Raw genomic sequence first — 26,677 nt, 5'->3', positions numbered from 1 at the left:
AAAACCACACAAGGTCATCGTCACGGCCGTCGCGCGCAAGCTCGTCATCATCGCCAATGCGCTATGCAAAAGACCGCAGAAATGGGAGCCCAGACAACACTGAAAGATATAGTTGCTAGGTATCCAGATTGGCGACGTTCAGCGCATTGCTTTGGATAAATTCGCGGCGCGGTTCGACGACATCTCCCATGAGCTTCGTGAACAAGTCCTCGGCTTCGGCAACGTCTTCGATCCGTACCTGGAACATGGTGCGGGCAACAGGGTCCAGCGTCGTTTCCCACAATTGGTCGGGGTTCATTTCACCCAAGCCCTTGTAGCGTTGAAGCGACAGGCCCTTTTCGCCCTCGAGGAAGATCGCTGAAAGCAGGCTGAGCGGGCCATAGATCGGCTGGTCGCGATCCTTGCGGACAAGATGGGCCGTCTGACCATAGACCTCCTGCAAGGATTCGGTCATTTCCCCCAGGCGGCGGCTTTCCGCGCTGCGAAGCATCTGGCCATCAAGGGTGCGCGATTCCTCGACGCCGCGTAGCGTGCGGGTGAGGCGAATGCCGGCATCCTGTGTCGGGCGTCCGGCCCAGCCACGTTCGTATTCTTCCGCGATCAGGTCAAGCCGTGCGGCCACCGCATTGGCTGCGCCCTGCGCATCGGCGTCGACGCGGCCTGGCACAAGCGCACCGGCGATGGCTGCCTGTTCGGTGATATGGGGGGGGTAGTGTGTTGGATAGGCGCGCAGGACGCGCCGGGCGGTGCGGGCCTCTTCGACAACGCGTGACAGGTCGTTTCCGGTAATCTCTTCGCCACTTCCCAGCCGCAGAACCGCACCCTCAACCCCTTGTTGAATAAGGTAATCTTCAAGAGCGGCCTCGTTCTTGAGGTAGACTTCGGAACGACCGCGGCCGACCTTGTAGAGCGGGGGTTGGGCAATATACAGATGCCCTGCTTCGATCAGTTCGGGCATCTGGCGGAAAAAGAATGTCAGCAGCAATGTCCGGATATGGGCGCCGTCGACATCGGCATCGGTCATGATGACGATCTTGTGGTAGCGCAGCTTGTCGAGCGTGAATTCATCGCGCCCGATGCCGGTGCCCAACGCGGTGATCAGCGTGCCGATCTGATCGCTGCTCAGCATGCGGTCAAACCGCGCCCGTTCGACGTTCAGAATCTTGCCGCGCAGGGGCAGGACCGCCTGATTCTGGCGCGAGCGTCCCTGTTTTGCCGATCCACCTGCCGAGTCACCCTCGACGATGAACAGCTCTGACAGGGACGGGTCCTTTTCCTGGCAATCAGCCAGCTTTCCTGGCAGCGAGGCGACATCCATCGCCGATTTGCGGCGCGTCAATTCGCGCGCCTTGCGGGCGGCTTCGCGGGCCAGTGCGGCCTCGATGATCTTGCCGACGATATTCTTGGCCTCGGCGGGGTTTTCCTCGAACCACTCGGTCAGCTTTTCGTGGACCATCCCCTCGACGGCCGGGCGGACCTCGGAGGAGACCAGCTTGTCTTTGGTCTGGCTGGAAAATTTCGGGTCGGGAACCTTGACTGAAAGCACGCAGGTCAATCCTTCACGGGCGTCATCACCCGTGAAGTCGACCTTTTCTTTCTTGGCGATACCGCTGGATTGCGCATATTGGTTGATGACGCGCGTCAGGGCGCCGCGAAAGCCGGCCATATGCGTGCCGCCATCGCGTTGCGGGATGTTGTTGGTGAAGGGCAACACCGTTTCATGATAGCTGTCGTTCCACCACATCGCCACTTCGACGCCGATGCCGTTCTTCTCGCCCGTCATGAAGATCGGATCCTGCATCACCGGAGTTTTCGACCGATCAAGGAACTTGACGAATTCGCGCACGCCGCCGTCATAGAACAGTTCCGTCCGCAGCAGCTCGGCATGACGCGAATCTTCCAGAATGATGCGCACGCCGCTGTTCAGGAAGGCCAGTTCACGCAGGCGGTTTTCAAGCGTCTTGTAATTATAATCCAGATTGCTGAACGTGCCATTGGTGTCGCTGGTCTTGGCCGAGGCCAGAAAGCGCACTTCGGTGCCGCTTTCGCCATCGGGCGCATCGCCGACCACGCGCAGATGCTCGGTCGTTTCGCCATGTTCGAAACGCGCGAAATGTTCCTTGCCATTGCGCCAGATCCGCAGTTCCAGCCAATCCGACAGCGCATTCACGACCGATACGCCCACGCCATGCAATCCGCCGGACACCTTGTAACTGTTCTGGTCGAACTTGCCCCCGGCATGCAGCTGGGTCATGATCACCTCGGCCGCGCTGACGCCTTCGCTGGGATGCAGGTCGACGGGAATGCCACGACCGTTGTCACGCACGCTGACACTGTTGTCGTTGTGGATCTTGACCTTGACGTAATCAGCTTCGCCGGCCAGCGCCTCGTCGATGCCGTTGTCGACAACTTCATAGACCATGTGGTGCAGACCGCTGCCGTCATCGGTATCGCCGATATACATGCCGGGCCGTTTGCGGACAGCTTCCAATCCCTTGAGAACCTTGATGGAATCGGCTCCGTATTCGGTGGGCTGGGGGGCGGTGTCGGTCATGCGAGAATAATCCTGTGAATCTTATGGTGATATAAGCGTTTACGCAGGCAAAGTCACGGCAAAGACACAGTTTTTCGGGAGGAGCGGGCGCATTCCTGCGTGAACAATGCCCAATCGCGCCCAAAAGACGATACAGGCGGTGTCAGGGCAGCTCGGAACAGTGTGACTGGCCGTCCGTCTTGCCGATTTCAAGGCGTCGCGCACGCGAGCCAAAGGACTGGAAAAGTTCGGCGCCGGTTCCAGTCAGGAAGGTTTGTGCTTTCAGGTCGACAATCTGGTCATACAGCCTTGCGCGGCGATCGGCATCCAGATGCGCGGCAACCTCGTCCAGCAGCAGGATGACCGGTTGATCGGGCAGGGCGCGGGCATTGGCCAGAATCAGCGACAGCAACAAGGCCTTCTGCTCTCCGGTCGAAGACAGCGCGGCAGGCATTTCCTGCGGTCCCCAATGCGCGCCCAGATCGGCGCGATGCGGGCCGGTCAGGCTGCGACCGGCGGCAAGATCGCGGGGGCGCATCTCGGCCAGTCGTGCCGCGATACTGTCGGCATGCGTGTCGTCGGCATGGCCTTCGCCCGGTAGCAGCGACAGGGTTGCAGCCGGAAAACCGCCCGGGTCGTAGCGTTGCGCCGCCATGATCGCGGCCAGTGCGCCAATCCGGTTGGCGGTCAGGGTGCTGCCAGATTGTGCCATCTGCCCTTCCAGCGCACGATACCAGCCCGGATCATTGATCTGATCGCGCAGCAATCGATTGCGTTCGCGCATCGCCTTTTCATAGGTCAGCGCCAATTCGGCATGATCTGGAAACAGGCTGAGGGTCAGCCGGTCAAGGAAACGGCGGCGCGTATCCGGGGGATCGGTCCAAAGCCGGTCCATGGACGGCACCAGCCAGATAATTCGCAGAAGTCGCGCCAAAGCTGTTTGGGGCACCTGCTTGTCGTCAAGGCTAACCTGGCGGTTCTTGCCGGGGGGGGCAGTCGTATCAATCTGGTGATCATCGATCTGCGCCCGGATGCGCCAGCCTGCGCCCTTGGCCTGTCGGGCCTGATCGGGTGCGGGTGCGCCGCGCAACCCCCGGCCCGGGGCCAGCATGGACACCGCTTCAAGGATATTTGTCTTGCCCGAGCCGTTCGGCCCATGGATCGCGATAGGCTTGTGATCAATCTGCAGCTCCAGCCGTGACCAGGACCGGAACTGCGCCAGAGAAATCTGGTCGAGCGTCACACGCGCATCGGCATGACGACATAGACCGCGCTCAGGTCGCTGCCTTCGCGGATCAGCGCTGCATCCCCCGATCCGCTGAACATGAAGACAGCGTTGTCCCGATCGACCTGACCTGCGATTTCCTGCAGGTATTTGGCGTTAAAGCCAATCTCCAGCGGTTCGTCGGCATAGGCGACGATCAGTTCTTCTTCGGCGGCCCCGGAATCAGGGGCATTCACCGACAGGATCAGCCGGTCTGCATCCAGCGCCAGCTTGACGGCGCGCGAACGTTCGCTGCTGACAGTGGCGACACGATCCACGGCGCGGGCGAAATCGGTTGCGTCCACCTCGAGCTTGCGGGTGTTGTTGGCGGGGATGACGCGGGAATAGTCGGGGAATGTTCCGTCAATAACCTTGGATGTCAGCGTCAGGGTCGGCGTGGCGAAACGGATTTTGGTCTCGCTGACTGAAACGGCAATATCCGCCTCGTCGTCATCCAGCAGCTTGCGCAGCTCGGCGACGGTTTTGCGGGGCACGATGATGCCGGGCATTTCTTCGGCACCGGTGGGCAGAGCGGCGTCGATGCGCGCAAGGCGGTGGCCGTCGGTGGCCACGCAGCGCAGGGTCGGGCCGTCATCTGACTGCGCCACATGCATATAGACGCCGTTCAGGTAATAGCGGGTTTCTTCGGTCGAGATCGCGAATTTCGACTTGTCGAACAGGCGGCGCAACACTGCGGCCGGGGCGCTGAAATTCGCGCTGTATTCCGTCGAGGCCATGACCGGGAAGTCTTCGCGTGGTAGGGTCGCGAGGCTGAAATTCGAGCGCCCGGCCTGAACCGACAACCGGCCGGTGGCGTCATCGGATGTGATCTGAACCAGCGCACCATCGGGCAGTTTGCGGGCGATTTCATTCAGCATGACCGCGCTGACCGTGGTCGCGCCGGGGCGTTCGACCTGGGCTGCGGCGCGATCGACGACCTCGGTATCCAGATCCGTCGCGCGGAAGCTGACCCCATCTGCCGAGGCCTCGATCAGCACGTTGGCCAGGATCGGGATGGTGTTGCGGCGTTCGACAACCGACTGGGCCTGAGAGACCGCTTTGACCAGAACGGCGCGTTCGATCGAGAATTTCATAGCTTTTCCCTGTCCCTATGGCCGTGCAGGCCCCGTTTCGGACCTGATTTGTAACCGCCTGCGTCGGCGGTCACAAGGTTTTCGTTCGGGGTCTTTTCCAAGCTTCGGGCCACGCCACAGCTCGGGCCAAGGTTCAGGCTTCGAGAAGGCGCTTGAGCATGGCGATATCTTCGGCCAGGCCGTGATCCTCGATTGCCAGTTCTTCGATCTTGCGAACACCATGCATGATCGTGGTGTGATCGCGCCCGCCGAAACGACGACCGATTTCGGGCAGCGAACGGCTGGTCAGCTGTTTCGACAGATACATTGCAATCTGGCGCGGGCGGGCAACATTGCGCGCGCGTTTCGGCCCCATCATGTCCGCCAGCTTGATGTTGTAATGTTCGGCGACCTTGCGCTGAATGTCATCGATGCTGATCTTGCGGTCATTGGTGCGCAGGATATCGACCAGGCATTCCTGTGCGACATCCAGGGTGATTTCGCGGCGCAACAGGCTGGCATGGGCAAACAGGCGCTGCAACGCGCCTTCCAGAACGCGCACGTTGTTGGTGATGCGATGCGCAAGGAATTCAAGCACACCGGCACCGATTTCCAGATCCGGGTGCTGCTTGCGGAAGGCCTCGGTCTTGGATTGAAGAATGCCCAGACGCAGTTCGTAAGTGGTCGGGTGCAGGTCAACGATCAATCCGCAGCCCAGGCGCGACTTGATGCGTTCTTCCAGCCCCTTGATTTCTGCAGGGGCGCGATCCGCCGAGATGACGATCTGCTTGCCCTGATCGACCAGCGCATTGAATGTATGGAAGAATTCTTCTTGCGTGCTGTCCTTGCCGGCGATGAACTGCACGTCATCGACCATCAGCATGTTCACGTTGCGGAACATGCCCTTGAAATCCATGATCGTGCTTTCGCGCAGCGCCTGGACGAAGCGATACATGAACTGCTCAGCCGACAGATACAGCACCTGTGCGGCGGGGTGGCGTTGCTGATAATCATGGGCAATCGCGTGCATCAGGTGGGTCTTGCCCAGGCCGACGCCACCGTAAAGAAACAGCGGGTTAAAACCGACAGGGCCGCCCTCGGCGACGCGGCGTGCGGCTGCATGGGCCAGTTCGTTGGGCTTGCCGACAACGAAATTGCCAAAGGTGAAGCGCGGATCCAGGGGGGCGCAAAGATCCGATTTGCCAGAGGCGCGGGGTTCCGCGGCAGCCGGGGAAACTGCGGGGCCATTGGCACGAAATTGCGAGGGTGCGGCTTGCGCGGCGACCGAGCGAGCGCGAGCGGTCGCGCCCTGAGGGGCCACATCAAACCGGATGCGTTCGACCGAAGGTTCGATACGGTTCAGCTCGACGATGATGTCCTTGGCAAAGTGGCGGTTGACCCAATCCGACACAAACCGGGTGGGGCTTGCGAACCGGGCAACGCCTTCTTCGACCGAGGTCAGGCGGAGCGGCTTGATCCAGTGATTGAAGTTATTCGGCCCAACGCTTTTTTCCAGTTCCGCACATGCCTGCCCCCAGATTTCGTCCATTCTTCTCGCCCTATCTTTCCTGTCCCCGCTCCTGCCGGATTGCCGACAGGATGATCGATTCTCGACCCTTGGGGTGGAACAGGCAACAGAACACCCCTGCCGCCCGGACGGACGCGCATGAGTGGGCTTGCAGCCCGAAACCATAATAGACACGGGCTCTTCCGGGCCGGTGGCAGCCGACCTGATGAACCCGAGGGCAGAAGAGAGAAGGCTCTGCTTCGTCGCCTGGCCGTTCCTGATACAGTCCTTCGGACCATATGGGCGGAGCGGCCCGTCCCCCAAAAGCGACGTGAATCGCATGGTGAAATTAGCAACAGCCCGAAGCGCCGCGCAACCGAACTATGCGCTTGACAGGTTGTTTGTGAATTCGAATCTCGGATGCCTTTGACTCTACAGTAAAAAAACTTAACGGCATTGAAAATTAACAATTTATTAAGTCGTTTTGCAGATGCAGCAACCGAAATCGGGCGCAAGCAAACCGCTTGCGCCCGTTGATGTAATTACGGCCTTCAGGGGCCGAAACGCTGGATTTTTCAGCCCGAAGGGCAGCCGTCTCAGGCAGCCGACAGCGCTTTGACGCGCGATGCCAGGCGCGAGATTTTCCGCGCTGCAGTATTCTTGTGCACTACGCCCTTGGTGACGCCACGCATCAGTTCGGGCTGGGCATTTTTCAGGGCTTCACGCGCGGCATCGGCGTTGCCGGATGCGATGGCTTCCTCAACCTTGCGCAGATAGGTGCGGATGCGCGAACGGCGGGCTTTGTTGATGTCGGTGCGACGCAGCGCCTGGCGTGCGCGCTTTTTGGATTGGGGCGTATTGGCCATGATACAGGTCCTATCGGGTCTTTAACGTTTCAGTTGCGCAAAAGACCCATGCCTGCCGTTCCCTGGGGAACGGACATGATTCTTGCCTAAGCGGGCCCACGCGCATGTAAGCGTAGCCCCTTAAGGCAAGAATGATTGAATGAAAACCCCTAATCAGCGGTCGCGGAACTGTGCTTCGCGCTTTTCCAGAAATGCTGCCATGCCTTCTTTCTGGTCATCGGTGGCAAACAGCGAATGGAAGGCGCGGCGTTCAAACAACAGCCCTTCGCGCAATGTCGTTTCATAGGCGCGATTGACCGATTCCTTGACCACCTTGGTCGCGACGGCGGATTTTTCGGCAATCTTGCGCGCCGCGCCCATGGCCTCGGGGATCAGTTTCGGGGTCGGCACCACGCGACTGACCAGGCCTGAACGTTCGGCCTCGGCGGCGTCCATGAAACGACCTGTCAGGTTCATGTCCATCGCCTTGGATTTGCCGACAAAGCGGGTCAGTCGCTGGGTGCCACCGATTCCGGCCACGACACCCAGGTTGATTTCCGGTTGCCCGAATTTGGCATTCTCGGCCGCGATGATGAAATCGCACACCATCGCAAGCTCGCAGCCGCCGCCCAGGGCATAGCCGCTGACGGCGGCGATGATCGGTTTGCGGATGCGCTGGATGGTTTCGATATTGGCGCCGAACAGATCCTCGGAATAGACATCGACAAAGCTCTTTTCGGCCATTTCCTTGATGTCGGCACCTGCAGCAAAGGCTTTTTCGCTGCCGGTCAACACGATGCAGCGAACCTTGTCGTTCCTGTCCGCCTCGGCAAGAGCCGCCGACAATTCGCCCAATAGCGTGGCGTTCAGCGCGTTCAGCGCCTCGGGCCGGTTCAGCTTGACCAGCGCGACCTCGTCGTCGATTTCCACGATGATGGTTTCATAAGCCATTGGCTTGGACCTCGTTGCGAATAAGCGTTGCGCCGATTCCTAACAGCATGGCGAACGGAAAGCCAAGCATTAGCCATACCGCCGGGTTCAGTGCTGACAGCGCGGGCAGAAGAAGCTGGATCGGCCGGATTGAACGATTCGGTTTATCTGCCCTGCACATTCGTCGCGTGGGCATGGCTGACCTTCGCGGTCATAGACCCTGAAACTGTGCTGAAAATAGCCCAGTTCGCCACTGGCTTGCCGATGATCGCGCAACGATGAGCCTCCGGCGTTGATCGCCTCGGACAGCACGTTGCGGATATGGTCAGCCAGTATGGCAAGGCGACGCAACGCGATCCGGCCTGCGGCGCGGCGCGGATCGATTCCGGCGCGATAGAGGGATTCGCTGACATAGATATTGCCAAGCCCGGCCACGATTTTCTGGTCGAGCAACGCCTGCTTGACGGGCAGACGGCGGTTCTTGAACGCATTGGCAAGATATTCCGGCGTGAATATATCGTCGAATGGCTCGGGGCCCAGATGGTCAAGCAACGGGTGCGATGTTCCGTCGCGCAACAGGTCGACCATGCCGAAACGCCGCGCATCGTTGAAGGTGATGACCGTCCCTGCGTCGGTTGTCAGAACGACATGATCGTGCCGAGCCAGGATTGCCGGATCGCGATGGAAGGACGCGATTCTCTGATCTTCGATCACCATTCTGCCCGACATCCCAAGATGCAGCAGCAATGCCCCGCCGCGATCCAGATCGGCCAGGATGTATTTCGATCTGCGGCGCAATCCGGTGACCGTCGCGCCAGTCAGGACCTGTACCAGATCGGGGGGCAGGGGCCAGCGCAGATCCGGTCGGCGCGCCTCGGCGCGGGCGATCCGCTGGCCTTCGAGATAGGGGATCAGGCCCCGCCTGACGGTTTCCACTTCCGGCAGTTCTGGCAATCTGCTTCCTTTCGCTGCATTGTGCGCGCGTCGCACGGGGCTTATCTGGCGGCTGAGGCAAGGAACGGCAAGCGCCATGAGTGACAAGAAGCAGACACATTTCGGTTTCCGCACGGTCGATGAAGACGCCAAGGCCGGCATGGTGCACGAGGTGTTTTCCAGCGTGGCGTCACGCTATGACCTGATGAACGACCTGATGAGCGCGGGGATCCATCGGGCCTGGAAGAACGCGATGATGGACTGGCTGGCACCGCGTCCGGGGCAGCATCTTCTGGATGTGGCGGGCGGCACGGGTGATATCGCGTTTCGTTTTCTGGAACGTGCGCCGGATGCGCGGGTGACCGTATGTGACATGACCGAATCAATGCTGGTCGAAGGGAGCAAGCGCGCCGATGCCGCTGAGCGGGCCGACCGGCTGGCATGGGTGACCGGCGATGCCATGGCCCTGCCTTTTGCCGATAACAGCTTTGATCGCTATACGATCAGTTTCGGTATCCGCAACGTCACCCGCATTCCCGATGCGCTGCGCGAGGCGTTTCGCGTGCTGCGCCCCGGCGGGCGGCTGATGGTGCTTGAGTTCAATCAGATTCCCGTCCCGGCGATGCAATGGGCCTATGATCGCTACAGTTTCAATGTCATTCCGGCGATGGGGCAGGCGGTGACCGGGGATCGTGACAGCTATCAGTATCTGGTCGAATCCATCCGCCGCTTTCCCGAACAGCAGGCATTCGCCGACATGATCTCTGCGGCGGGATTTGACCGGGTGCAGTATCGCAACCTGTCGATGGGAATTGCTGCACTGCATTCGGGGTGGAAGCTGTAGATGCGCGGACCGCACAATATTCTTCGCCTGATCCGAACCGGTGCCACATTCGAGCGCACGGGCGCGATGCGCGTCGCCCTGGACGCGGTCGAGGCGCCGCCGCGCCTGCGGGTTGCGGCGCGCGTATTGGGGTGGCCATTCCGTTGGTTGGGTTACAAGGGGGATCCTGATCTTCCGCCGGTCACCCGTGCCATAACCGCGCTGGGACCGGCATATATCAAGTTCGGGCAGATCCTCTCGACCCGGGCGGATGTCGTGGGCACGGAACTGGCCGATCAGTTGCGGATGCTGCAGGACCGTTTGCCGCCATTCCCGACCGAAACTGCCAAGCGCATCGTTGAAACCGAACTTGGCCAGTCCATCGAAACGCTGTTCTCGGAGTTTTCCGAACCTGTTGCGGCAGCCTCTATTGCGCAGGTTCACCGCGCGCGAGTGGCGGAGACCGGCCAGGAGGTCGCGGTCAAGGTGTTGCGCCCCGGAATTGCGGCTGCGTTTCGGCGCGATATCGATGCCTTTCATTTTGCCGCGGGCTTCATCGAATTCCTGTCGCCGGGCAGCCGTCGTCTGCGTCCGCGCGATGTCGTCAGTCATTTCGAAAGCGTCGTCGCAGGCGAACAGGACATGCGCCTAGAGGCCGCGGCAGCTTCGGAATTCGCGGAGAACACGAAAGAGGATGAGCGCTTTGCCGTGCCGGCGCCGCATTGGCATTTGTCCGGTCGCCGGGTGCTGACCTCGGATTGGGCCGAAGGTCTGCCGATGGGGGACCGCGAGGCGCTGATTGCGGCGGGGCATGATGTCACCCGTATTGCGACGCGGGTGATTCAGCTGTTCCTGCAACACGCGCTGCGCGACGGTTTCTTTCATGCCGACATGCATCACGGCAACCTGAAGGTCGCGGCGAATGGTGACGTTCTGGCCTATGATTTCGGGATCATGGGCGAGATCGACGAATATACACGCCGGGTCTACGCGGAAATTCTGATGGGGTTCATCCGCCGCGATTATCGCCGCGTCGCCCGCGTGCATTTCGAGGCGGGCTATGTGCCGCGCGATCAGGACGAAGCGGCGTTTGCACGGGCGTTGCGCGCCGTTGGTGAACCTATTTTCGGCGCTGATGCCAGCCGCATTTCGATGGCCAACCTGCTGGGATATCTGTTCGAGGTGACCGAACGTTTCGGGATGCGCACCCGAACCGAGCTGATCCTGTTGCAGCGCACAATGGTCGTGGTCGAGGGCGTAGCCCGGTCGGTCGATCCGCAATTGAACATCTGGGATGCCGCCAAACCCGTGGTGTCGGATTACATCAAGTCCAATCTCGGGCCAAAATCCCTGGCCTCGGATATGAGCAAGGTCGTTCAGACGGTTGGCCGGTTCGGCCCGTTGCTACCCCGGATCGTCGAACAGGCGCTGTGGGAACGCGCCCATCCCGAAGACGCCACCCCCAAGTCCGAGGGCCGTCGCGCGGGCTATCTGCCTTATTGGCTGGTGACGGTGCTGTCCCTGGCGGCGGGTGCGGCGATCGGGCTGGCCCTGGGCTAAGAGGTCAGAAGCAGAGGATCTCGGCTTCGGCCTCGGCACGGCGCAGACGGGCGACGAATTCGTTCATTTCGGCCATGCCCTTGAACATCGAGGCACGTTCGCCGCTGACCTGCTGCATACGCAGCACGGTTTCGGCCCGCACATAGTCGTCAAACGGCAGAACTGTCGCGATCTGGTCGATCGCGCAGGCGCATCGGTCAAGCATTTCGCGGTTCTGCCCGTTTGTTGCCATGCAGGTGAACACATACTCTGCCCGTGCGTTGGTCGGATAATCATTGACGGCCTGCGCCATGGTCGCAGCCGGCAAGAGCAGCGCCAACATCAGGGTCGCCATCGAAATCACTGTCTTCATTGCATGACCATGCTGTTGAGGTATCCGGGGGTATCGCCATCGGTCGCGGCCCGCATCTCGCGGATCGGCGCGTCAGGTGAATCCAGAACGAAGGTCAGTTGCAGGGTCTGAAACCCGTTCATCTTTTCCGCATTGGGATCATTTTCGAATGGGCGAAATGTCGCGATGATATTGCCTTCGCCCTGATCCAGATGGCCGCCGCGAAACACGGCATCCTTGATGCGATTGCGAATATAGAACGGGCTGCCGCCGGTCAGGCGCGCCATGTCGCGCGAGGTTTGTTCAAGAAAGAAGGTCAGCACCGGATCGCCGCCGGAAACCGGAAACGGGCCGATCTTCTGACTGCGCTGGTCTGTCCTTCGCTCCAGTTGCAGAGCCGGTTTGTGATCCGATGGATCAATGATCTCATGCAGGGCGACGGTTCCGTCGTGTACGGGCAGAAAGCCGGGGGCCGCCGGACCAGAAACATTGACCGCCCAGACGATCCCCTGATCCTCCAGCGACCAGGGACCACGATCCGCGAACACGATGTCACCGGCTTCCCCTGCATTGAGCGGTGCGGTGGCCAGGGCCGCCAGGCAGCCTGCCAGCAGAAATGCGACTGCGCCTTTCATGTCCCCTCCCTTCTGTTTGGTTCACAGTTGCGAAGGCGCGGGCCATGGGCAAGCCCTTGCGACCGCCACCTCAGCCCTTTGTCGCAGATCATTCCAGAACCCGGCCCAATGCCTCGCCCAGTTCCGAGGGCCGCAACGGTTTCTCCATCAGATGCACCCCCATTGCCGCGCAGGTCCGGGCGATTTCCGGGTCGCGATGGGCGGTGATCATGATCGCAGGAACAGGCAGGTTCAGCCGTGATCTCAGGGCTTCGATGGCCGCGACGCCGGTATCCCCGTTTTCCAGGTGATAATCGGCGATGATGACTTCGGGCGGTTCATCCCCCATCGTGGCCACGGCTTCGGCAGTGCTGCCGCACAGGCGCGCGACCATACCCAGCTGGTCCTGCAATGTCAGCTCATAGCCGCGGCGCATCGCATGGTCATTCTCGACGATCAGCGCGACGCGCCCGCGCAGCGTTCTGGTTGGGGTTTCGGTCTGGGGTGGCGATGGGGTGTCGGCGGTGTCACCGGGGGGCAGCCCGACCTTGAAAACCGTTCCACGCATCGCTTCGGAATCAAGGCTGATCGGATGACCCAGCTTGTTGCAGGCTCGGCGGACGATGGACAGTCCAAGCCCCATTCCGGGCGTGGCGGCATCATGCCCAAGGCGCTGGAATTCTTCGAAGATGCGATTGCGGTCCACCGCTGCAATGCCCGCGCCTGTGTCATAGACGCATAGCCAGATGGTCTTTTTCTGCCTGCGCACCCCGATCACCACGCCACCGCGATTCGTGTATTTGATCGCATTCGAGATCAGGTTCTGCGCGATACGGCGCAGGAATACCGGATCGCTTTCCACGATGGCGTCGGTTGCAACAAATGACAGCTTCAGGCCCTTGGCTTCGGCAAGCGGGGCGTATTCCGTTGCCAGCTTGCGAAACAGCTCGCTCAGGGGGACAGGCTGGCGGTTGAACTCGATTCGCTGGCTGTCGAGGCGCGAGATATCGAGCACCGCATGCATAAGCTGTTCGACGGATTCGAATGCCCCCGACAGGCGTTCGGTCAGTTCCTGTTGCTGTTCGTTCATCGCGGTGTCGGACAGAGCAGCAAGGAACAACCGCGCGGCTGAAAGGGGCTGCAACAGGTCATGGCTTGCGGCGCGCAGGAAGCGGGTTTTCGATCGGTTGGCCTCTTCGGCGGCGGCACGGGCAACCGCAAGTTCGCGGTTGCGTTGCGACAGATCGGCCAGGGCCTGTTCCAGCTGGCGCGTGCGCGTCAGGACCTCTTGTTCAAGTGCGACGGCGGCCTGAAACATTGACCATGCGGACCCCCGCGATTCTTCCAGCCGGTCGATACGGTCTATCAGCACCTCATTGATGCGGCCCAGCTTTTCGATCTTTCGCGCAGGCGGGTCATCGTCACGCAGCATCGGGGTTGCCTGCCTTGGTGTCGCTGTCAGGTGCCATGAAGGCCAGCCCGACAAATGTCTGGTTCACATGCATGCCGCTGTGCTGTTCGCCATAGGTGTTAAAGCCCGCAACGCGGTATCTGTTGAACAGATCGCTCATTGTCGCGCTGAGGCCGGCACGTTCAAGTGCAAGCCGCCGCAGGATGCAGTCAAATCCCAGCACCATCAGCGGTTCGCGTGGCAGGCCGTCCAATGCGTCCGCGAATCCCCGCGTCATGTCATCGGCGCGCCCCAGCGTCAGGACGGTGCCGGTATCAATGGCGGACATCAAAGACAGCCCGCCATCTTCGGTTATCGCGCTGATGGCACGGACATGATGACGCCGGCCCATGCGCAATAACAACGGATGGCGGGCAAATTCGGTTGGGGTCAGCTGATCGGGGGCGATGCCGATGATGCGGGCATATTCTTCGGCCGCGGGTTCGGCGTTCAATTCCAGTATGCGCCGCTTGTCCGGGATCGCTGCGGTCACGACGGCCCGGATTGTCGTCGGGCTGAAATGCGCGAAAGTCACTTCGCGGACCGCAAGCGTGGTTTCGACCATCACGAACAGCGCTGCGTTCGAAACAACCTCGTCACCAAGCAACAGGAACGTCTTGTTGAAATTCAGGCCATCTCCGGCCGATCCGCCCAGTGTCGGAACCGCAGGCAAGGCGGCGTCAATCGTGGCAACCAGCGCATCCTCTTGCCCGGCCATGCCATCGACCAGCAGCAGGCCGAACAATTCCCTGTCGGCCTTGGCGGCAAAGGATTTCTGCATCCCGCGCAAAGCGGTCATCCATTCCGATACCGGCAGGCCGGACAGATTCGAAAGTTGCAGCGCCTGTGCGCGAAACTCGGCTTCGGGAAAGCCGATGGCGACAACGCTTTGGCTGGCATATCCGCAAGGACCGATTTCGCCGGCGGAAGAACAGCCGGCAATCAGGCACCCGTCCGGCAGGCCGGATCGCAATGCCGTAGCCAGTTCCCGCAATCGCGCCTCATCATCGGTGAACAGCAGGACAAGCGATGGTTTGACGGCGCGCAGGCCGGCCAGCAGGATCGCGGATGCGTCGCTTGCGTCTTGGTCGGCCTGCACAGCCACCGGCCCGATGGCACCCTCCTTTGCGATCGGGCCGGTATTCATTATCCGGCCTCGAACAGCCGGATCGAATTTGCAAGCAGCACCGCCTGGGTGCGGCGGCGTGCGTTTATCTTGGACATGATCGCCGTGATATGGGTCTTGACCGTGGCTTCGGCGATGGACAGGTCATAGCTGATTTCCTTGTTCGCCTTGCCCTGACATATCAGCCGCAGGATACGCATCTGCTGGGGGGTCAGCGATGCAAAGCGGCGCATCAGTTCCGCCTTGGCCAGATCATCGGCACCCGCCTCTTCGGGGTGATAGCCATCTGGCGTGACATGTTCGCCGTCCCACATGCGGCGCAGGCTGTCGACCAGCGCCTCGCGGCTGAGCGATTTGCTGATATAGCCTTGTGCGCCTGCGGCCATGGCGGCGGAAATCATCGCGGCTTCCAGGTCCGCAGAGATCATCGTGATCGGCACATCAGGCAATTGCCGGCGAAGTGCGACGATTCCTTCCGATCCCCGCGCATCGGGAAGATTCAGGTCCAGAATAACGGCGTCGGGCGCGCCCTGGTCCTTGATCTGTTCAATCGCGGCCGCAAGGCTGCGGGCCGTTCTGACATGTTTAAGCCCAAAACTGATCTTCAGGGTCAGCGCGAGCGCATCACACATCAGCGGATGGTCATCCACGATCAGGATTTCCTTCACCTGATCTGCATTCGGCCGCGATTGCCCTGTCACGCGCGCCGGAGTGGCTGCGGTGGTCATGGCTACTCCTCCCGTTTACATGATCGGGTCGATCTCTCTGGTCGGCCCGTCTCATGCCAAGATTGTAGAGGCGCGGCGGGGTAAAGCAACCCCGCGCAAGCGTTTGAATTTCCGCCGCAGCGCAGCATCATTTGCCGTTTACCTGCCATTTCGTTCTGCCAATCTAGACCATGCCCAGCCGTGACGAAATCGACGGCATTTGGAAAGGGCGAATATGCAAAAGAAACTTGTGTTTGTTGCAACCGGAATTGCGGTTCTCGTGTCGGGGGCGGTGTCCGCTGCGCCGCAGCGACCCAAGATGGAACCCGCGGTAATGATGCAGCAACTGGATATGAACGGGAACGGACAGATCAGCAAGAAAGAGTTCCTTCAGGGCGCTGCCCGCCATGCCGATCAGGCCAGTCCGCAAAACGGAAAGGCCCGCAAGCGGATGAACCCCGAAGAGATGTTTGCGCGCATGGATCGCAACGATGATGGGGTCCTGACCCGCGCCGAGCTGGATCGGATGGCCAAGGAACGCCAGTCACGCAAGAACTGAACAGTGCCGCCTGTTTCGGCCGTCCGTCGTGCGGGCGGCCGATCGCGCCTAACCTTTGGCCTCGAAGCTGTGTTCCCAGACATGGCCATCCAGATCCTCGGCATGGACGTTGATCGGTTGGCCATTGGGTTCGAATGCAAAGCGGAAAACCGGATCCTCGCTGACGGAAATGCCGGCCTGCATGGAAAACAGCAGTTCATCGCCCTGACGGACCTGCAGCTTGTCGATGAAATTCGCCGGAATGTTCAGCAGCGTGACCTGATCGCGTTGCAGTCCCGAAAACATCGGGTGGCGGATCATCAACGTGCCGATGGTGCGGCCATCGGCCTTGGCGGTTTTCCAGCGCATCTGCCCCATGCTGGATTCGACCGCGGCCATGTCCTTGCCCGCCGGGGCCGAACAGCCGCCCGATGCCTTGACGAAGCGCCCCGCCATGACCTTGGACCCATCCGCCCGGTCGCCAATCGCGCGGATATCGGAATAGGCATCGACGCGGACCCGGATCTCGAAATCCAGGGGCATCAAGGCGGGGCCGAAGGAATATTCCGCCGCGACGGGGGCGGGATTTTCGTCGATCACCACGGTCAGTCCGGTCAGCGGCGCGGCGTCGCTGGGCTGCGTCAGCCGGATCGGAACGATGGCCGCATCATGGGCGCGGGTCGGCGCGTCCAGATCCAGTGTCGCGGGGTCCAAAGGCGGTTCGGCGGACAGACCCACGACGCTTTCGCGCAGGTCGTTCCATGTCTGGGATGGCTGCAACGGGTTTTCCTGCGCCAAGACGGGCGAAGCCAGAAAAAGCCCGGCCAGAAGCCATGCTTTCATCGTCTCATCCTCCCTTTTTCATGCGCCGATAGACGAATTCCGTCCTGTCCGCGTCCTGTTCGGCGCGTGCGACGACCTGCGCATGCAGCGGGGATTTCGAGCAAACCGGATCGGTGGCCCGCGCATCCCCGGCCAATGCCATAGCTTGACACCGGCAGCCGCCAAAATCCACGGTTTTCCGCTCACATGATCGGCATGGTTCGGCCATCCATTCGGTGCCGCGAAAGGCGTTGAACGCGTCCGAGTGGTGCCAGATCTCGCCAAGGCTGCGGTCGCGGACATTGTCGAACCGCATCCAGCCGATGGATTGCGCCGCGTGGCAGGGCAGGACCGATCCGTCCGGCGCGACATTCAGCCCGGTGCTGCCCCAGCCACCCATGCAGGCCTTGGGATAGACGGCGTGATGGTCGGCGGGAACATAGTCGATGACCATGCGCCCGCGCAGCCGCAGGCGGGCGTCATTGACCACCTGACGCGCAAAGCCCGCCTGATCGCGCGTCGGCATCAGCGCGGCGCGGTTCAGGTCGGCCCAGCCGTGGAACTGGACGGTCGCGACCTCGATCCGGCGCGCGCCCAGCCGTTCGGCCAGCGCGATCATGTCGGGCAGGCGTTCCATGTTCTGGCGGTGTACAACGGCGTTGATCGTCAGGGGAAAGCCGATCTGGGTGACCCAATCGGCGAAGCCCATCTTCTTGTCCCATGATCCGGGATGACCGCTGATCCGGTCGGCCATGTCGGGGCGGATGCCCTGCAGTGACAATTGCACATGATCGACGCCTGCGCGGTCCAGTTCCTCAAGCCGGTCGCGGGTGATCCCGATGCCCGAGGTGATCAGGTTCACGTAAAGGCCCGCATCGCGGGCATGGCCGACGATCTGCGCCAGATCGCGCCGCGCCCCCGGTTCCCCGCCCGAGATATGGACCTGCAGCACGCCCAGTTCGGCGGCCTCGCGGAAAACCCGGCCCCAATCCTCGGCCGGCAGTTCCTGCGCCGCGCGGGTCAGTTCGACCGGGTTGCTGCAATAGGGGCAGGCCAGCGGGCAGCGATGGGTGATTTCGGCCAGCATCGCCATCGGCAGGCCCGGCGTGACGGGGTTGCCATCCAGATCATGGGGCGTGGGCTGGTCCTTCATGGCGCGCCCTTCACGAAGACCATGCGTCTTTCGATCAGGCCGGTCAGAAAGTCGCGGATGTCGCCGGCGATCTGTTCGACCGGGGCGTGATAGCGGGCGGCAAGCGCGGCGGCGATGCTGTCCAGACTGCGTTTTCCGTCCAGCTCCGACAGGATCGCATCGCCGATCGCATCCAGTTGCATCGCGCGTTCCGGGGCCTGCAGCACCCGGATGCCGCGCACGCGATCATCCTGCAGCCGCACGCCGCGCGGCAGATAGGGCACGTCTTCGGGCGCGATCAGCGGGGCAGCGGTCATCGGGCCATCCCCTCGCCGGGGCGCCAGGCGCCGGGGGGAATATTGCCCTCGACATAGCCGTGCCACAGCGCGTCCAGCTGGGCCCACAGGACATCGGTCTTGAAGATCAGCGCCGCGGCCGCCGCATCCTGTTTTTCGCGGGTATCGGCATGGGTCAGCACGTAATCCAGACCGAATTTCACATCCTCGGGGGCCTCGGTCAGGCGTTTCCTGAAATAGGCGAGGCTGCTGTCATCGGCGAAATCGTAATGCGCCAGCAGGCCTTCGATCCGTTGGGCATGGATCCGGGGGGCGAACAATTCGGTCAGGCTGGCGGCCACCGCATCCAGCAGCGGCATATCGCGGACAAAGCGTACATAGGCGTCCACGGCAAAGCGGGTGGCGGGCATGATGCCGGCGCCGCTGGCGACGTAATCGGGGTCCAGCCCGACCGCCTGCGCCAGTGCCAGCCAGCGCCGGATGCCGCCGCCTTCGGTCACGCCGCCATCGTGATCCTCGATCCGTTTGCGCCAGGCGCGGCGCAGGGCGGGATCCTCGACCCGCGACATGAAGGCGGCGTCCTTCATCGGGATGCGCGACTGGTACATCCAGCGGTTGATGACCCAGGCGCGGACCTGATCCGGGGTGCAGTCGCCGCCATGCAGACGGGCGTGGAACGGGTGCCGGTCGTGATAGCGTTCGGCCCCGATGGCCCGCAGGCGGGCTTCGAAGTCGTCGCGGCCTTGCGGTCCCTGCGGCAGGTCTTTCATGGCGCGATCTCCATTCCGTCGCGGGCGATCCGCCAGCCGGCTGCGCGCGCCTCGGCGGTTTGCGGGCTGTCGGGATCGGTCAGCGGGTTCGAATTGTTCAGATGCACGAAGATGCGTTGCCCGATGGGCAGGTCCGCAAGGCTGCGGATGCTGTCCCGTGCCGACATATGGCCCATGCGGCGACCGGTTTTCTGGCCCAGCCCCATGCGGATCATCTCGTCATCTTCCCACAGGGTCCCGTCGAAAAACAGCGCATCCGCGCCGCTGATGCGGTCGGCCAGCCAGTCGGGCATATCGGCGCAACCGGGAATATACAGCGCGCGGCGATCCCTGCTGCGCAGTTCGACCCCGACGGTGGTTTCGCCGACCAGCCCGGTCTCGACCACGGCGCCTTCCTGATACAGCGGCACCTTGCCGGGCACCGCAAACAGCGTCGCGGTCAGGCCCGGCAGAAGGTCGATGGTCTGATCCAGCGCCACCGTCCGGCGCGGCACCAGATCGTCGCGCAGCGCGGTCAGCATCGGGTTCTGCGCCAGCGCGTCGTGAATCGCGGCGGTCGCGAACAGATCGAAGGGCTGGCTTTCGCGCAGGGTCAGCAGACCCGCGACATGGTCGATATCGCCATTGGTCACAAGGACCGAACGCAGCGGCATCTGTCGCGGCCCGGACGGATGCAATGCCGGTGTCGCGGCCAGCTGCATCCGGATATCGGGCGAGGCGTTCAGGATCGCCCATTCGACCCCATCGGCGCTGACGGCAAGCGAGCTTTGGGTCAACGACGGAATCCGCCCCCGTCGCGCCGCGTTGCAATTGTCGCAGCCGCAATTCCATTGTGGCAACCCGCCGCCCGCAGCGGCACCCAGAATGACAGTTTTCATATCTCACCAGAGCAGACGGCCCTGTCCGAGGGGATCGGACAGGGCCGTTTATTCCGACTGTTCGTCAGATTGCCTCAGAACAGTACGGGTTCGTCCTCAGCCGGGGCATACATGTTGATTTCCATGCCGCAGGCGATTTCTTTCAGGACAGGCTTGGTCCAGGCCATATGTTTCTCCTCCGAATGCCGTAAAATGGGTCGGCGACTGTATTTCATGTTAAATGAGAGGCAGGATAGGTCAACACTACTAAGGTAGCAGAGCGAAAATCACTCTGCATGTAAGTAGCCACGGGATAATCCGCCCTATGTTTCATCTTGTATTGACCGCCTGCCTTGCCGTTTCTTCCCATGAATGTGCGATGATGATGTTGCCGGAAGGAGAGCGCGCCACGCGATCGGCATGTCAGAAGGATGCGGTGCGAATCGCGGATGCATGGCTGGCCTCGCACCCCGAGCTGACAGGCCGCGATATCCGGTGTCAGCCAACAGAGCAGCTTCCGGCGCTGGATTTGGCCGAGATTGCGCCGGGCGTCCATTTTTTTCAGGGTCGGATCGCGCAAATGGATGAAACGCCGGATGGGCGCATTGCGAATCTGGGCGTGGTGATCGGTCGGGATGGGATTGCGGTGATCGATGCGGGCGTGTCGCGTCAGCAGGCTCAGGAATTTCTGGTCGCTATCCGGCGGATCTCGGACAAGCCGATCAGCCATGTCATCCTGACGCATATGCATCCCGACCATGTTCTGGGGGCCTCGTTCTTTGCCGAGGCGGGCGCGCAGGTTCTGGCGCATTCAGCCTTGCCTCTGGCGCTGGCATCCCGGTCGCAAAGCTATCTCGACAGTGCGGGCCGCCTGTTCGGTCCCGCGCGCATGATCGGGACCGAGGTGGTGTTGCCCGATCAGTCATTGTCCGAACCGATGGCGCTGGATCTGGGAGGGCGGTCGCTGTTGTTGCAGCCGGTGAAAACCGCCCATACCGATAATGACCTGACCGTGTTTGACGAACAAACCGCCACGTTGTTCACCGGCGATTTGCTGTTTCGCGAATTGACGCCGGTTGTGGATGGATCCTTGCTGGGCTGGATCGACTGGGCCGAGATGCCAGTATCGCAAAGTCCCGCCCTGATCGTTCCCGGTCACGGGCCGGTTGCGCGCGACTTTGCGGATGCGATCGCCCCGCAGAAACAGTTTCTGAGCGCATTGCGCGACAGCACGCGGGCAAGCATCGACGCCGGGCTGCCCATGTCGCGTGCAGTGCCCGAAATCGTGCAGAACATGTCGCATCTGCGTGAAGGATGGCAGTCATTTGATGCAACCGTGGCGCGTGACGCGACGGCAGCTTTCAAGGAACTGGAATGGGAGGATTAATCTTTGACATATCGTCAGCCCCTGTCCAACGTTTGATGGAACGGCGGGTTTGATAGCCGATTCCGCCTTTGAATGATGGGAGGAAGACGTTGAAACAAGTTATGTTCATGACAACTGCCATGGCCATTCTGATTTCGGGGCCTGCACTGGCCCAGATGGTGATCGAGCCGGGCAGCGACGACCGCATCAACTGGCAAAGCCTTGAGGATTTCAAAGCCGCGCATGGCGATCTTGAAGGCCAGTCCTTTACCGTGCTGGGTCCGTGGCTTGGCCCGGATCAGGAATTGTTCAGCTCGATCTTTCCCTATTTCGAGGACGCGACCGGTGCGACGGTCAACTATTCCGGGTCGGACAGTTTCGAACAGCAGATCGTCATCGACAGCGAGGCAGGCTCGCCCCCCGATGTCGCGGTGTTCCCGCAACCCGGCCTGGCCGCCGATCTGGCCAAAAAGGGCCATCTGACCGATCTGGGCGACGAGACCGGCCAGTGGATCAGGGACAATTACGCCGCCGGCGAAAGCTGGGCCGCGCTGTCGACCTATGAAGGTGCGGACGGGGCCGAACATACCTATGCCTTTCCCTACAAGGCGGATGTGAAATCGCTGGTCTGGTATGTCCCCGAGAATTTCGAGGACATGGGCTATGAGGTTCCCGAAACCTACGAGGATCTGAAGACGCTGACCGAACAGATCGTGGCGGATGGCGAAACGCCCTGGTGCATCGGGTTGGGCTCGGGTGGCGCGACCGGCTGGCCCGCGACCGACTGGGTCGAGGATATCATGCTGCGCATGAACAGCCCCGAGGATTACGACGCCTGGACCACCAACGGCCTGCCCTTCAACGATCCCAAGGTCGTCGCCGCGATCGAGGAATTCGGCTGGTTCGCCAAGAACGAAGATCATGTCGCGGGCGGGTCCGGGGCCGTGGCCTCGACCGATTTCCGCGACAGCCCGAAAGGTCTGTTCGACAGCCCGCCCGCCTGTTTCATGCATCGTCAGGCCAGCTTCATCCCGTCCTTCTTCCCGGAAGGGGTCGAGATCGGGCTGGATGCCGATTTCTTCTATTTCCCGGCCCCCGCCGAGGGCGATCTGGGGCAACCGGTTCTGGGCGGCGGCACGCTGTTTTCGGCGCTGTCCGACAATCCGGCTGCGCTGGCCTTCATCGATTTCCTGAAAACGCCCGCCGCGCATGAGATCTGGATGGCGCAAAAGGGCTTCCTGACGCCCCATACCGGCGTCAACACCGACGCCTATGGCGATGAGACGCTGCAAAAGATGGGTCAGATCCTGCAGGATGCGACGACCTTCCGCTTTGACGGGTCGGACCTGATGCCGGGGGCCATCGGCGCGGGTGCCTTCTGGACCGGCATGGTTGATTTCACCGGCGGCAAATCCGCGCAAGAGGTCGGCGACCAGATCCAGCAGACCTGGGACACGATCAAGTAGCACCACCCAAGACAGGGCGCGGCGCGGGCAGACCCCGCGACGCGCCATAGCAAAGCGGGGGTAACGGGATGGAACTGTTCTGGCTGGCCATCAGCACCATCGCCATCGGCGTCTTCGGATGCGTGGCGTGGTTCTGGGGATCGAATATGGTCCTTGATACGATCTACCCGCCCAAGGGGCCGAATGCGGGCGACAATATCCGCAAGGCCAACCAGATCCGGCCCTGGCTGTTTCTGGGCCCGGCAATCCTGTTTCTGACCATGTATCTGGTCTATCCGGTCATCGACAGCCTGTGGCGGTCGCTGCACAACTCCACCGGCAGCCGTTTCGTCGGTGTCGACAACTATACATGGCTGCTGGGCGACGGGAAATTCCGCGAATCCATGCGCAACAACATGCTGTGGCTGCTGGTCGTGCCGGCGCTGTCCACGCTGTTCGGGCTGATTGCGGCGCAGCTGACCGACCGGATCAGATGGGGCAATATCGGCAAGTCGCTGATCTTCATGCCGATGGCGATCAGCTTTGTCGGCGCGGGCGTGATCTGGAAGTTCATCTACGAATTCCGCGCCGAGGGCGAAACCCAGATCGGGCTTCTGAACTGGATCGTGACGCGGCTGGGCGGCGATCCGCAGATCTGGCTGACGCTGATCCCGTGGAACAATTTCTTCCTGATGATCGTGCTGGTCTGGATCCAGACCGGCTTTGCGATGGTGATCCTGTCGGCGGCCCTGCGCGGCATCCCCGAGGAAACCATCGAGGCCGCGATTCTGGACGGCGCCAGCCCGCTGCAGGTTTTCATGAAGATCAAGGTGCCGCAGATCATGGGCACGATCGCGGTGGTCTGGACCACCATCACCATCGTCGTGCTGAAGGTCTTTGATATCGTCTTTGTCATGACCAACGGCCAATGGGGCACGCAGGTTCTGGCGAATCTGATGTATGACTGGATGTTCCGTGGCAGCCCCGATTACGGGCGCGGCTCGGCCATTGCCATCGTGCTGATGATCCTGGTGACGCCGATCATGGTCTGGAACATCCGCAACGCCCGCAAGGAGGTCCGCTGATGGACGGGATGGCCGGACAGAAATCCACGCTGGTATGGGTCGTCAATATTTGTGCCTTCCTTCTGGTTCTGCTGTGGACGATTCCCACGCTGGGCCTGTTCGTGTCGTCGTTCCGCGATCGCGACCAGATCGCAAACAGCGGCTGGTGGCAGTCGTTTTCCGCGGCCGAACAGACCGGCTTTGTGCGTACCGGCACCGATGACGATGCGGTGCAGGACGGCGGGTTGTATGTCATCGAGGGGAACGTGACCGAGGGCGATCAGACGCTGGTCGCCTGGGGCACTGGCGCGCGCGACCCGGCCCGGTTTCAGCCCGGCGACACGACCGAGATCGAGGATGGCTGGCAACTGACCGTGGATGCCGATGGCAGCTATCGCCTGACCTCGCCCGAACCGTTCGAGATGCGGCGCGGCGAGCGGATCTTTACCACCACCGAGGTGCCGCCGAAATTCACCACCGGCAATTATCAGCGCGTCCTGACCGCCGAGGGTCTGGGCCGCGCCTTCATGAACACGCTGACGGTGACGATCCCGGCGACGGTGATCCCGATCCTGATCGCGGCCTTCGCGGCCTATGCGCTGGCCTGGATGGAGTTTCCCGGCCGCGCGATCCTGACCGCCGCCGTGGTGGGCCTGCTGGTGGTGCCGTTGCAGGTGTCGCTGATCCCGCTGCTGAGGCTGCATAATGAGATCGGCATCGGCAAGGGCTATCTGGGGATATGGCTGGCCCATACCGGCTTTGGCCTGCCACTGGCGGTCTATCTGCTGCGCAACTACATGGTCGGCTTGCCGCGCGAGGTGATCGAAAGCGCCCGCGTGGATGGCGCGACCGAGTTCCAGATTTTCCGCCGGATCATCCTGCCGCTGTCCTTCCCGGCGCTGGCCAGTTTCGCGATCTTCCAGTTCCTGTGGGTGTGGAACGATCTGCTGGTTGCGACCGTGTTTCTGGGCAACACGCGGGAACAGTTGGTGATGACCGGCGTTCTGCGCGAATTGATGGGCTCGAAAGGCGGGGAATGGGAAATTCTGGCGACCTCGGCCTTCATCTCGATCGCGGTGCCGCTGATCGTGTTCTTTGCAATGCAGAAATATCTGGTCCGCGGGCTGCTGGCCGGATCCGTGAAAGGTGGATGATTTGACGGAAAACAAGACGGAATGGTGGAAGGGCGGGATCATCTATCAGATCTATCCCCGCAGTTTTCAGGACACGACCGGCGATGGCGTCGGCGATCTGGCGGGCATCGCGCAGCGCCTGCCCTATGTCGCCTCGCTGGGGGTGGATGCGGTCTGGATATCGCCTTTCTTCACCTCTCCGATGAAGGATTTCGGCTATGATGTCAGCGATTATCGCGGCATCGACCCGCTGTTCGGCACGATGGAGGATTTCGACTGGCTGATCGAACGGGCCCATGATCTGGGCCTGAAGGTGATGATCGATCTGGTGATGTCGCATACCTCGGACCAGCATCCGTGGTTCAAGGAAAGCCGCGCCAGCCGCGACAACCCGAAATCCGACTGGTATGTCTGGGCCGATCCCAAGCCCGACGGCACGGTGCCGACGAACTGGCTGTCGATCTTTGGCGGCAGCGCGTGGCAATGGGATGCGCGGCGCGAACAATATTACCTGCACAACTTTCTAAGCCAGCAGCCGGATCTGAATTTCCACAATGCCGAGGTGCAGGACGCGCTATTGCAGATGGCCGAATTCTGGCTGGACAAGGGCGTCGACGGCTTCCGTCTGGATACGATCAATTTCTATTTCCACGACGCCCAGCTGCGCGACAACCCGCCGTTGGCCCCGGAGCTGCGCAAGGCCGACACCGCGCCCGCAGTGAACCCCTATAACCATCAAAGCCACAAATATGACAAGTCGCAGCCCGAGAATCTGCCCTTTCTGGAACGCTTTGCCGCCAAGCTTGCGCCGCGCGGCGCGGTCGTGGTGGGCGAGATCGGCGACAGCGAACGTGGGCTGGAACTTCTGGAGGAATATACCGGCGTGCCGGGCCGGGTGCAGATGTCCTATGTGTTCGACTTCCTGTCGGGCGAGGATCTGCCCGCCGCGCGGATCGTGCAGGTCTTTGACCAGTTGCAGGCGACGGCGCCGAACAGCTGGCCCTGCTGGGCGATGTCGAACCATGATGTCGCGCGCCATATCAGCCGCTGGAATCTGACCGATCAGGCGGCTAAGGCCTATGCGACGGTGCTGATGTGCCTGCGCGGTTCCGTCTGCCTGTATCAGGGCGAGGAACTGGGCCTGCCCGAGGCCGAATTGCAGTTCGAGGATCTGCGCGACCCGTATGGCATCGAATTCTGGCCCGAATACAAGGGCCGCGACGGGTGCCGGACGCCGATGGTCTGGGACATGGGTGTCAATGGCGGCTTTTCGACCAGCCAGCCATGGCTGCCGGTGCCCCACGCCCATCTGCAACGCACCGTCGTCGGGCAAGAGGCCGACGCCCAGTCCGTCCTGCATCATTATCGGTGGGCGATCGGGCTGCGCAACAAGCACAGCGCGCTGCGATTGGGCAGCATGTCGGATATGTCGGCCCAGGGGCCGGTCCTGTCCTTCATCCGCGCAGACAGCGAACAGACCCTTCGGATCAGGGCCAACCTGTCGGATGACGAGGCCGCCGGCCTTGCGCCCTGGCAGGTCCAGATCATCGAAGGCTAG

26 protein-coding genes are annotated in these 26,677 nt (G+C 61.6%); 8 read left to right on the top strand and 18 right to left on the bottom strand.

What is annotated here, in order from left to right:
* Positions 1-115 precede the first annotated feature (115 nt).
* The 7 genes from gyrB to mutM form a co-directional block, all read right to left on the bottom strand.
* Positions 116-2,554 (bottom strand): DNA topoisomerase (ATP-hydrolyzing) subunit B, encoded by a 2,439-nt coding sequence (gene gyrB / locus PAF17_RS17380; RefSeq protein WP_271890366.1) that lies wholly within the window; start codon positions 2,552-2,554, stop codon positions 116-118.
* Positions 2,555-2,696: 142 nt separating this feature from the next.
* A complete protein-coding gene (recF, locus tag PAF17_RS17375) occupies positions 2,697-3,776 on the bottom strand; it encodes a DNA replication/repair protein RecF (RefSeq protein WP_271890365.1) in 1,080 nt (359 codons plus the stop codon).
* Positions 3,773-4,891 (bottom strand): DNA polymerase III subunit beta, encoded by a 1,119-nt coding sequence (gene dnaN, locus PAF17_RS17370; protein WP_271890364.1) that lies wholly within the window; start codon positions 4,889-4,891, stop codon positions 3,773-3,775. Before dnaN ends, recF begins: the two co-directional genes overlap by 4 nt.
* A gap of 133 nt (positions 4,892-5,024) precedes the next feature.
* Complete coding sequence (gene dnaA / locus PAF17_RS17365) at positions 5,025-6,419, bottom strand: chromosomal replication initiator protein DnaA (RefSeq protein ID WP_271890363.1); 1,395 nt, start codon at positions 6,417-6,419, stop codon at positions 5,025-5,027.
* Between the two features lie 554 nt (positions 6,420-6,973).
* Positions 6,974-7,243, bottom strand: a complete 270-nt coding sequence (rpsT, locus tag PAF17_RS17360; protein WP_271890362.1) for a 30S ribosomal protein S20 — start codon at positions 7,241-7,243, stop codon at positions 6,974-6,976.
* A 153-nt stretch (positions 7,244-7,396) separates the two neighbouring features.
* Positions 7,397-8,173: an enoyl-CoA hydratase gene (locus PAF17_RS17355; protein WP_271890361.1), complete on the bottom strand. Its 777-nt coding sequence runs from the start codon at positions 8,171-8,173 to the stop codon at positions 7,397-7,399.
* An 87-nt stretch (positions 8,174-8,260) separates the two neighbouring features.
* Complete coding sequence (gene mutM / locus PAF17_RS17350) at positions 8,261-9,106, bottom strand: bifunctional DNA-formamidopyrimidine glycosylase/DNA-(apurinic or apyrimidinic site) lyase (RefSeq protein ID WP_271890360.1); 846 nt, start codon at positions 9,104-9,106, stop codon at positions 8,261-8,263.
* Between the two features lie 76 nt (positions 9,107-9,182).
* Between mutM and ubiE the strand changes: the two genes are divergently transcribed.
* The gene (gene ubiE, locus PAF17_RS17345) at positions 9,183-9,929 is read left to right on the top strand and encodes a bifunctional demethylmenaquinone methyltransferase/2-methoxy-6-polyprenyl-1,4-benzoquinol methylase UbiE (protein WP_271890359.1); all 747 of its coding nucleotides are present in this window, start codon (positions 9,183-9,185) and stop codon (positions 9,927-9,929) included.
* The gene (gene ubiB / locus PAF17_RS17340; RefSeq protein ID WP_271890358.1) at positions 9,930-11,468 is read left to right on the top strand and encodes a 2-polyprenylphenol 6-hydroxylase; all 1,539 of its coding nucleotides are present in this window, start codon (positions 9,930-9,932) and stop codon (positions 11,466-11,468) included.
* A gap of 4 nt (positions 11,469-11,472) precedes the next feature.
* On the opposite strand, the gene PAF17_RS17335 is transcribed toward ubiB, so the two are convergent.
* The 5 genes from PAF17_RS17335 to PAF17_RS17315 form a co-directional block, all read right to left on the bottom strand.
* Complete coding sequence (locus PAF17_RS17335) at positions 11,473-11,820, bottom strand: hypothetical protein (protein ID WP_271890357.1); 348 nt, start codon at positions 11,818-11,820, stop codon at positions 11,473-11,475.
* Positions 11,817-12,434 (bottom strand): hypothetical protein, encoded by a 618-nt coding sequence (locus tag PAF17_RS17330; protein WP_271890356.1) that lies wholly within the window; start codon positions 12,432-12,434, stop codon positions 11,817-11,819. The genes PAF17_RS17335 and PAF17_RS17330 overlap by 4 nt, the downstream gene beginning before the upstream one ends.
* A gap of 88 nt (positions 12,435-12,522) precedes the next feature.
* Positions 12,523-13,845, bottom strand: a complete 1,323-nt coding sequence (locus PAF17_RS17325; RefSeq protein WP_271890355.1) for an ATP-binding response regulator — start codon at positions 13,843-13,845, stop codon at positions 12,523-12,525.
* Entirely contained in the window at positions 13,835-15,010 is a 1,176-nt protein-coding gene (locus PAF17_RS17320) for an FIST N-terminal domain-containing protein (protein ID WP_271890354.1), read from the bottom strand. Before PAF17_RS17320 ends, PAF17_RS17325 begins: the two co-directional genes overlap by 11 nt.
* Entirely contained in the window at positions 15,010-15,717 is a 708-nt protein-coding gene (locus PAF17_RS17315) for a response regulator (RefSeq protein WP_271890353.1), read from the bottom strand. The genes PAF17_RS17320 and PAF17_RS17315 overlap by 1 nt, the downstream gene beginning before the upstream one ends.
* Positions 15,718-15,931: 214 nt before the next feature.
* Here PAF17_RS17315 and PAF17_RS17310 point away from each other — a divergent pair, with 214 nt between their 5' ends.
* A complete protein-coding gene (locus PAF17_RS17310) occupies positions 15,932-16,255 on the top strand; it encodes an EF-hand domain-containing protein (RefSeq protein WP_271890352.1) in 324 nt (107 codons plus the stop codon).
* 48 nt (positions 16,256-16,303) lie between these two features.
* Here the strand turns inward: PAF17_RS17310 and PAF17_RS17305 are convergent, their stop codons facing one another.
* The 6 genes from PAF17_RS17305 to pqqA all read right to left on the bottom strand — a co-directional run bounded on the left by PAF17_RS17305 (position 16,304) and on the right by pqqA (position 20,299).
* Entirely contained in the window at positions 16,304-17,077 is a 774-nt protein-coding gene (locus PAF17_RS17305; RefSeq protein ID WP_271890351.1) for a quinoprotein dehydrogenase-associated SoxYZ-like carrier, read from the bottom strand.
* Between the two features lie 4 nt (positions 17,078-17,081).
* Positions 17,082-18,209: a pyrroloquinoline quinone biosynthesis protein PqqE gene (gene pqqE, locus PAF17_RS17300; protein WP_271890350.1), complete on the bottom strand. Its 1,128-nt coding sequence runs from the start codon at positions 18,207-18,209 to the stop codon at positions 17,082-17,084.
* On the bottom strand, positions 18,206-18,505 hold the full coding sequence (gene pqqD / locus PAF17_RS17295; RefSeq protein ID WP_271890349.1) for a pyrroloquinoline quinone biosynthesis peptide chaperone PqqD: 300 nt from the start codon (positions 18,503-18,505) through the stop codon (positions 18,206-18,208). The genes pqqE and pqqD overlap by 4 nt, the downstream gene beginning before the upstream one ends.
* On the bottom strand, positions 18,502-19,254 hold the full coding sequence (gene pqqC / locus PAF17_RS17290) for a pyrroloquinoline-quinone synthase PqqC (RefSeq protein ID WP_271890348.1): 753 nt from the start codon (positions 19,252-19,254) through the stop codon (positions 18,502-18,504). The genes pqqD and pqqC overlap by 4 nt, the downstream gene beginning before the upstream one ends.
* Positions 19,251-20,132 carry a pyrroloquinoline quinone biosynthesis protein PqqB gene (gene pqqB / locus PAF17_RS17285; RefSeq protein WP_271890347.1) on the bottom strand — a complete coding sequence of 294 codons (882 nt, stop codon included), beginning with the start codon at positions 20,130-20,132 and terminating at the stop codon, positions 19,251-19,253. Before pqqB ends, pqqC begins: the two co-directional genes overlap by 4 nt.
* Positions 20,133-20,206: 74 nt before the next feature.
* Complete coding sequence (gene pqqA / locus PAF17_RS17280) at positions 20,207-20,299, bottom strand: pyrroloquinoline quinone precursor peptide PqqA (RefSeq protein ID WP_145398009.1); 93 nt, start codon at positions 20,297-20,299, stop codon at positions 20,207-20,209.
* A 191-nt stretch (positions 20,300-20,490) separates the two neighbouring features.
* On the opposite strand from pqqA, the gene PAF17_RS17275 reads away from it, so the two are divergent.
* The 5 genes from PAF17_RS17275 to PAF17_RS17255 all read left to right on the top strand — a co-directional run bounded on the left by PAF17_RS17275 (position 20,491) and on the right by PAF17_RS17255 (position 26,677).
* On the top strand, positions 20,491-21,498 hold the full coding sequence (locus PAF17_RS17275; RefSeq protein WP_271890346.1) for a quinoprotein relay system zinc metallohydrolase 2: 1,008 nt from the start codon (positions 20,491-20,493) through the stop codon (positions 21,496-21,498).
* A gap of 119 nt (positions 21,499-21,617) precedes the next feature.
* Positions 21,618-22,943, top strand: a complete 1,326-nt coding sequence (locus tag PAF17_RS17270) for an ABC transporter substrate-binding protein (protein ID WP_271890345.1) — start codon at positions 21,618-21,620, stop codon at positions 22,941-22,943.
* A gap of 68 nt (positions 22,944-23,011) precedes the next feature.
* Complete coding sequence (locus tag PAF17_RS17265) at positions 23,012-24,007, top strand: carbohydrate ABC transporter permease (RefSeq protein ID WP_090732614.1); 996 nt, start codon at positions 23,012-23,014, stop codon at positions 24,005-24,007.
* Positions 24,007-25,140: a carbohydrate ABC transporter permease gene (locus PAF17_RS17260; RefSeq protein ID WP_271890344.1), complete on the top strand. Its 1,134-nt coding sequence runs from the start codon at positions 24,007-24,009 to the stop codon at positions 25,138-25,140. The genes PAF17_RS17265 and PAF17_RS17260 overlap by 1 nt, the downstream gene beginning before the upstream one ends.
* 1 nt (position 25,141) lies before the next feature.
* Positions 25,142-26,677, top strand: a complete 1,536-nt coding sequence (locus tag PAF17_RS17255) for an alpha-amylase family glycosyl hydrolase (protein ID WP_271890368.1) — start codon at positions 25,142-25,144, stop codon at positions 26,675-26,677.

Source organism: Paracoccus onchidii (assembly GCF_028294535.1).
Taxonomy (GTDB): domain Bacteria; phylum Pseudomonadota; class Alphaproteobacteria; order Rhodobacterales; family Rhodobacteraceae; genus Paracoccus; species Paracoccus onchidii.
The sequence above is the reverse complement of the archived record's forward strand: the minus strand, read 5'-3'. Positions and strand labels throughout refer to the sequence as shown.